General features: G+C 65.5%; 10 protein-coding genes. 4 read left to right on the top strand and 6 right to left on the bottom strand.

From position 1 onward, the window contains the following. Positions 1-117: 117 nt before the first annotated feature. Both Y705_RS17140 and Y705_RS0103600 read right to left on the bottom strand, forming a co-directional pair. The gene (locus tag Y705_RS17140; protein ID WP_049822218.1) at positions 118-354 is read right to left on the bottom strand and encodes a helix-turn-helix domain-containing protein; all 237 of its coding nucleotides are present in this window, start codon (positions 352-354) and stop codon (positions 118-120) included. Between the two features lie 476 nt (positions 355-830). Then, positions 831-1,376, bottom strand: coding sequence for a hypothetical protein (locus Y705_RS0103600; protein ID WP_049822217.1), 546 nt, complete (start codon positions 1,374-1,376; stop codon positions 831-833). A gap of 242 nt (positions 1,377-1,618) precedes the next feature. On the opposite strand from Y705_RS0103600, the gene Y705_RS0103595 reads away from it, so the two are divergent. The 3 genes from Y705_RS0103595 to Y705_RS0103585 all read left to right on the top strand — a co-directional run bounded on the left by Y705_RS0103595 (position 1,619) and on the right by Y705_RS0103585 (position 3,847). Then, complete coding sequence (locus Y705_RS0103595; protein ID WP_026531856.1) at positions 1,619-2,317, top strand: alpha/beta fold hydrolase; 699 nt, start codon at positions 1,619-1,621, stop codon at positions 2,315-2,317. Between the two features lie 85 nt (positions 2,318-2,402). Further along, complete coding sequence (locus Y705_RS17135) at positions 2,403-2,999, top strand: hypothetical protein (RefSeq protein ID WP_155849897.1); 597 nt, start codon at positions 2,403-2,405, stop codon at positions 2,997-2,999. After that, complete coding sequence (locus Y705_RS0103585) at positions 2,996-3,847, top strand: SDR family oxidoreductase (RefSeq protein WP_026531855.1); 852 nt, start codon at positions 2,996-2,998, stop codon at positions 3,845-3,847. The genes Y705_RS17135 and Y705_RS0103585 overlap by 4 nt, the downstream gene beginning before the upstream one ends. Before the next feature lie 35 nt (positions 3,848-3,882). Here the strand turns inward: Y705_RS0103585 and Y705_RS0103580 are convergent, their stop codons facing one another. The 3 genes from Y705_RS0103580 to Y705_RS0103570 form a co-directional block, all read right to left on the bottom strand. Then, entirely contained in the window at positions 3,883-4,239 is a 357-nt protein-coding gene (locus tag Y705_RS0103580) for a hypothetical protein (RefSeq protein WP_026531854.1), read from the bottom strand. Positions 4,240-4,379: 140 nt separating this feature from the next. Then, positions 4,380-4,634, bottom strand: coding sequence for a hypothetical protein (locus Y705_RS0103575; RefSeq protein ID WP_026531853.1), 255 nt, complete (start codon positions 4,632-4,634; stop codon positions 4,380-4,382). A 118-nt stretch (positions 4,635-4,752) separates the two neighbouring features. Beyond that, the gene (locus tag Y705_RS0103570) at positions 4,753-5,112 is read right to left on the bottom strand and encodes a hypothetical protein (protein ID WP_026531852.1); all 360 of its coding nucleotides are present in this window, start codon (positions 5,110-5,112) and stop codon (positions 4,753-4,755) included. Positions 5,113-5,428: 316 nt separating this feature from the next. Here Y705_RS0103570 and Y705_RS0103565 point away from each other — a divergent pair, with 316 nt between their 5' ends. Next, complete coding sequence (locus tag Y705_RS0103565; RefSeq protein ID WP_253908467.1) at positions 5,429-6,466, top strand: App1 family protein; 1,038 nt, start codon at positions 5,429-5,431, stop codon at positions 6,464-6,466. Positions 6,467-6,478: 12 nt separating this feature from the next. Here Y705_RS0103565 and Y705_RS21000 read toward each other — a convergent pair. Continuing rightward, positions 6,479-6,756: glycosyl hydrolase family 65 domain-containing protein (locus Y705_RS21000; protein WP_275450796.1), on the bottom strand; the 278-nt coding region annotated here is incomplete at its 5' end.

Genomic DNA, 6,756 nt, shown 5'->3' with positions numbered 1-6,756 from the left:
GGGACGGGTTGACTCAGCGAAGATGGGCGCGTAGCGGGTAGCGGGTAGCGACGAATCATCTCGTCCTGCGCGGAGCGGCGTGTTCGGGGTGGTCGTATTCCCGTGGAAGTTCCACTATCAGTCAGGGCCGGCTGCAGTGCCCTTGTCGGTAGGCGCCGGTGGCGGCTCCTGAGGGTTGGTCGAGGCAATATATTGTTCAAGCGCCGATTCGGGGATGCGGTAGGAGCGCCCGATGCGGACCGAGCCCATCTCGCCGGCGTGGACCAGCCTGTACACAGTCATCTTCGACACGCGCATTGCCTCTGCGACTTCCGCCACCGTCATCAGCGGACCGGTGCCCAGTACATCAGCCATTCCCCACCTGTTCTTCCCGACATACCTGCCGCTCGCGTATGCCCATGCTCGACCAGCGGGCTGAGCGAAAACAGCGTAGTGATTACCTGTGGACTTCCTTCTGGTGTAGGTAGGTAGGTGGCTGCATCACCTGCCACACTCCCGAACACCTGAGTGCTCACGACGCTTTAAGGTGGCATGGCCCTTTCGCAGGCTTTCCGGCATAGTGACAGGACGAACGGCGGGTAATTTCCCGCTCATGCCGCAGGAAGGCGAGCAACGATGACTGAGGTGTTGTCCGGGCTGGGTCGGCTGATTGCGTGGGTCGCTTTCGAATTCTTCGTGGATCGGTTCCTCCGCTCGCGTCCGAAAACCTCTGACGAACAGCCGGCGGACTGAAACTTCAGGCAGCCAAGGCCCTCCTTCGATCAGAAGCGGTGCGCCGCTGCCGAGGAACCGGCAGCGGCGCACCCATCAAGAGAAATGCTGTTCCTGAGTCAGCTGCTGCGCCGGCGGGCCACACAGGCGCCGCCTGAGGCAGCGGCAAGGATCATGCCTCCACCGAGGGTGGTCAAGCCCCCGTCGGTATTCCCGGTATTCCCTGTATTCGCGACGCCGGTGCCGGCACCACCCCTGGGCATGGCTCCCACCTGCTGCGCGACGAGGGCTCCGCACAGCGCCGGTGAGGTCACCCCCACGGATAGATCCGGTGAGATGTCGCTGATGGAGTTGAAGCCGCCCTCGTCCCCGGTCGCGGTGAGCGGATCGACGCCATGGACCACCACGACGGCGGTTCCCGCCTTGAGCGTGTCCTGGGTTGCCTGGTTCATCTCGAAGGTGCGCTCGATGGTGTAGCTGCCACCCTGACCGGCGAGGGCGAGGTTCAGGCCCTCGTCCGGCCCCGTCGGTCCGCTCGTGGTGAGGGTGGTGAGGATGCCCCCGTAGAAGGGGACGCCGTCGGTCGTCGAGACGAAGCCGTCGCCGTTCTGGTCCGCGGCAGCCGTGGGACAGGTGCCCTGAGTTCCTCCGTGGATGTGCTGCACGTGCGGTACGGGCCCTCCACGAAGGTCTCGCCCAGGCCGGAGACCTGAAGCTTGACCGTGGCCTCGTTGCCGGTGAGGTCGACAGTGATGGTTCCGGTGCCGGTGGTGCGGGTGGTATTCCCTATGGACTGCCTCGCGGCATATCATCCCTGGCCTCGAAGTGGTCCTCCTGCATCTTAATCCTGCCGGAGGAGGAAAAAGGAGCCCTCAGGAATTTTCGGATTTGGGCGTAACCTACCGGAATGGACATCATCCTGGTTCCCGGTTTCTGGTTGGACGCCTCGTCGTGGGAGAAGGTCACCCCGCCTCTCGTGGCCGCCGGACACCGGGTCCTTCCGCTCACTCTGCCGGGCCTTGGAGCGACCGATGTGCCGCGCGCCGGCATCGGCCTGCGGGACCACATCGACGCGGTGGTGGCGGTGATCGACACCATCGAGAGTCCGGTGGTCCTCGTGGGCCATTCCGGTGGCGGCGCCGTCATCCACGGTGCCGTGGACGCCCGCCCGGACCGCGTGGCCCGGGCCGTGTACGTGGACAGCGGGCCGCTGGGGGAGGGCAGCGCCATCAATGACGAACTCACGGCCGATGGCGATGACATTCCTTTGCCGCCATGGGACAGTTTCGCGCAGGCTGACCTCGTGGACCTGGACGACGAACTGCGGAGGGCGTTCCGCGAACGTGCCATCCCCCAGCCACGGGGCGTCGCGTCCGACGCGCAGCACCTTTCCGACGAGCGACGCTATGACGTCCCGGCCACCATCATCGCGTGCCAGTTCCCCGCCGCCATGCTCACCGAGTGGATCGAGGCCGGCCACCCGTTCGTGGCTGAGCTCGCACGGATCGACGACGTCGAGTACATGGACCTGCCGACGGGGCACTGGCCGCAGTTCACCCGACCGGCCGAGCTCGGTGCTGCCATTCTTGCCGCCGTCGACCGGTGAGCCGGGGGTGAACCGAGTGCATCCAGGGAACGGGTATTTTCGCCACGACAAATCCATCAGCATCCGAACCTTTCTGGTGGTCGGGATGAGCGCGGTGGGAATGATCGTCCTGGTGGGCTGTGCCGACGTCGCACCTCCGCGGAGTGGGTCGATCAACACCCCTGCCGCATCCGGAACGCCGGCGATCGGAGAGCTCATCGGTCAGGGAACGGTGCTGCAGAAGGACAACGAGCCGCCGCAGTTCTGCCTGGGAGGCGTAGCGGAGTCCTACCCGCCGCAGTGCACGGGACCGGTTCTTCGGGGCTGGGACTGGTCGACGGTGGACCAATTCGAAAGCGCATCGGGCGTCACATGGGGTGCGTACGCGGTGCAGGGGACCTGGGACGGTTCAGAATTCACGAGGACGGGGGATCCCATTCCGCTCTCGCTGTACGACACCATGCCGTTCGTCGATCCGAGGCTGGCCGAAGGAAGCACGGGCGACGGCGATGAACACCAGCTCACCAGCATCCAGGCAGAGCTTTCCGCCGCCCGGCAACCGGACGTCCTCGAATCCTGGATATCCAACGGCTTCCTCGTCATCACCGTGCCTTTCGACGACGGAGCGATCCAGCAATCCCTGGACGAGCAGTACGGGCAGAATCTCATCATCGTGCAGTCGGTCCTTCGGCCTGCTCCATGAATGATCCAGCATCCCTCGCAGTCACCGGAGCCACGGGCGCCATCGGCGGAGGTGTGGCACGCCTTCTCGCCGGCGCCGGTGTAGCGCAGCGGCTCCTGGTCCGCACTCCGGCCAGAGCACCGCAGCTTGACCGGACGGCGGTCCTCCAGTCCTCCTACTCCGATCGTGCTGCCTCGCGGGCAGCCCTCGAAGGGGTTGGAACGCTGTTCATGGTCTCGGCGTCGGAGGACGTCGACCGTCTCGGCCAGCATCGCGCCTTCGTCGACTCTGCGAAAGAGGCAGGGGTGCGGCACCTTGTCTACACGTCCTTTCTCGGCGCAGCCCCGGATGCCGTTTTCACCCTGGCGCGGGACCACTTCGCCACCGAGGAATACATCAGGGCCGCCGGCATCGACTACACGTTCCTGCGCGACAGCTTCTACAGCGACCTGATGCCCGCGCTCGCCGGCGCGGACGGCATCATCCGGGGTCCGGCAGGGAACGGGCGGGTGGCCGTCGTCACCCGCGCCGACATCGTCCGGACCGCCGCAACCGTGCTCAGGGACCCTGCTGCCCACCGCAATCGGACCTATGACCTGACCGGGCCGGAAGCGCTCACCCTGACAGAAATCGCCCGAACGCTGAGGGAGGCACGCGGAACTCCGGTCATCTTCTTCAACGAGGCCCTCGCCGAAGCGTACGAATCGCGCAAAAGCTTCGGAGCGGCGGATTGGCAGGTCGAGGCGTGGGTTTCGACCTACACGGCCATCGCCGCGAACGAACTGGCGGTGGTGAGCAGTGATATCGAAACCATCACGGGTAGGCGCCCGCTGTCCTTTGCCGAATTCCTCGCATTGAAGCAGGGCTGACGACGGCGCCGCCGGCTCGCCGCGAGAGGCCGACGTCAGGCAGCAGTTCCGGCGAGACGCTCCGCACCGATGCAGAGCGCAGCCTCCAGCGGATAGGTCAGCAGTTCGATCTGTCGCTTCGTGAAACGGTCGGGAAAGCTGATGGCCAGGTGCGCGGACTGCAGGGATGAACAGATGTAGTACGTGTCCTCGATCCCGCCCATCACCTCGATGACCAGCGCGCGGATGCGGGCCGTGTCGATGTGCCTGCCGGTGCCGGCCATCGCGCGGGCGGCGCCGCGGTAGGCAGAATGTTCCTGTGACTCCCGGTTGGCCTCCGCGACAATGATGAGTTGCTCGCGGGTCCATGCCACGTCGAAGATGCGAGGCGATGGAAGAACTGAAGTCCTCATGATGCTCCTCGGAAAACCAGGAAACGGGCCGGCAACTGCTGCTTCCACAGGGTGCGTGGATATGGGTCATTCGTTGCGGAGCCACCCGCAGGATTGCTGTTTTCCAGGTCTGTCCTGAAGCTTGGGGGACCGCTACCCCTTTATTGCATCATCCGCCGCCGACGTTTTGAGTCGGACGCCCTGCGGGTCAGATCCGTCAGGGCCAGCACCGTGATGATGATCGATACGGCCACCAGGGCGAGCATCAGATACAGTCCGGTAAGCATGGCCATCGGGGAGCGCGCGTCACCCAGGAGGTCCAGGGCTCCGACTCCTCCGGCAACCCAGAAGCTCGCGACCGCCAGGAGTGCCACGTAAGCCGGAATGGACGTCTTGTTCTTCCTCAACCACTGCATACTTCTACCCCCACCAATTTTTGTTCGTACCCCAGAGACCATTCTCAAGCCGACCTGCACGAATCCGTGGGACCTCCGGGTCTCGACTCGGACTCGATTGAACGAAGGTTCGGTTACCTCAGAGAACCCACTGCGGACGGTCTTCCCAGAAGCCGTCCCGTTCCATCGCCAGTATCGCGTGCCGGACACTCTCCGGGAGGATCGGTCCGTCGTCGTCGAGGGTCACCAGCGCCTCGTACATCCGAAGGTCGCACATCTCATTGGCGTAGTGCAGGGCCTTGACGTCGTCGTCGCTCAAGGAAGTCGTTCCATTGGCGAGTGCTTCGAGCGCTCCCTGGGCATTTCCGAAGGAAATAGCGGCAGCCAGGTCTGTCCCTGCCTGTGCCGCGATGGTTCCGTCCGCCGAGACATCGGCCCAGCGCTGGAGCGCGCCGTCGGAGTGTGAATCATGGACGTAGCTGCCGTGCTGTGTAGTCATGTTTCCCCCTATAGATATTCAAGGGTTGCAGGGCGCCTCTTGATAGGACAACCCCCTTTTGCGCCTCGATGCCGAGTTGTTGCAACGCTGTTACCTTGATAGCCCGGGGTGTCCCGCGCGACGGAGCCGAAACCTGACAAAACCCGTGAAAGTCCCATGGCAAACTGAAGGCATGTCTTCGACCCCTGATCAACAGCCCTCGGGCGATTCCTCACCCAACACTTCTGGCACGGCCGGCACAGCCCGGGGAATTCCGGGGAACGCGGAGAGTATCGACATCCCTCCCGTCGAAGTGAAGGAGCGCACCCACCTCGCGATGAGGATCGACGAGACGTGGCTGGCTCTGCAGACCCGGCTGGCACTCAAGCGCGGACACGTCGAAACGGTCATTCCCTACACCGGGTACGGCACCACGAGCTGGCTCCGGGTGCTGGCCAGGGTAGTGCTCGCGGATCCCCGGGACAGCGAACCGGCTCCCGCAGCCGGTCCGCTCAAGCCGCTGAAGGAGGGCATGCGCGGCTGGCGCAACTTCACCAGTGCCTCGGTGGGAGGCGCCGTGGTGCAGGTGGAGGTCAACGGCTCAACTCATGAGGTGACGGCGGATCGGGGAGGGGTCATCGATGCGCGCATCGAGGTGGACCTCGAACCCGGCTGGCACACTGTGCGCCTTCGCTCGGGCGACTCACGGGTGGCGGACGCGCCGATGCGCGTCGTCGACGGGGCTGCGCCCTTCGGCGTCGTCTCCGACATCGACGACACGGTCATGGTCACGGCGCTGCCCCGTCCTTTCCTCGCAGCCTGGAACACGTTCGTGCTCGATGAGCACGCCCGCACCCCCACGCCGGGCATGGCCGTCCTCTACGAGCGCATCACCCGCACCGTGCCCTCGGCGCCTGTGCTCTACCTCTCGACGGGGGCCTGGAACGTGGCTCCTACCCTGACGCGCTTCCTCTCGAGGAACCTCTACCCGGCCGGCCCGAAGCTGCTCACTGACTGGGGTCCCACGCGGGACCGGTGGTTCCGCAGCGGCCAGGACCACAAGCGCACATCGCTCGAGCGGCTTGCGCGGGAGTTCCCGGACACGAAGTGGCTCCTGGTGGGCGACGACGGCCAGCACGACGAAGTGATCTACGCCGAGTTCGCCCAGCGCCACCCCGACAACGTGAGGGCCATCGCCATTCGCCAGTTGTCCGCGGGTGAAGCGGTTCTGGCCGGCGGCCGCTCGAAGAAGGCGCCGAAGGACACCACGCCCGGAATCCCCTGGGTGTACGCGCCCGACGGCGCGGGAATGTCCGAGCAGCTCGAGGGAATGGGCATCATCGACCGCGATCCCCAGCCGCGGGGCGAGCACTAGCCCGCGGAACTTTCAGGCGCGTGGTTCCCGCCCGGGAGGCTGCTGGGGCGGAGCCGTGTCCGGGTGCGGCTCGATCAGTGGCGCTGTCACGGGCCGTGCAGCGGTCAGTGTCATCAGTTCTCCGTCGATCCGGATCGGGACCTCCCGGCCGCCCTCATCGAGCAGTCGTACGGTGGTTCCCGCACGAGTCGTCTCGACAGCGATGCGCTGGCCGCGCCAGCGCAGACGGAACGCGATCCGGTGCAGCTTGTCCGGCAGGCGCGGGGCGAGGCGCAGTTGCTCGCCGTCGG

The sequence above is a fragment of the Arthrobacter sp. H41 genome, assembly GCF_000520535.1.
Taxonomy (GTDB): Bacteria; Actinomycetota; Actinomycetes; order Actinomycetales; family Micrococcaceae; genus Arthrobacter_D.
This window is presented reverse-complemented; position numbering and strand designations above follow the sequence as displayed.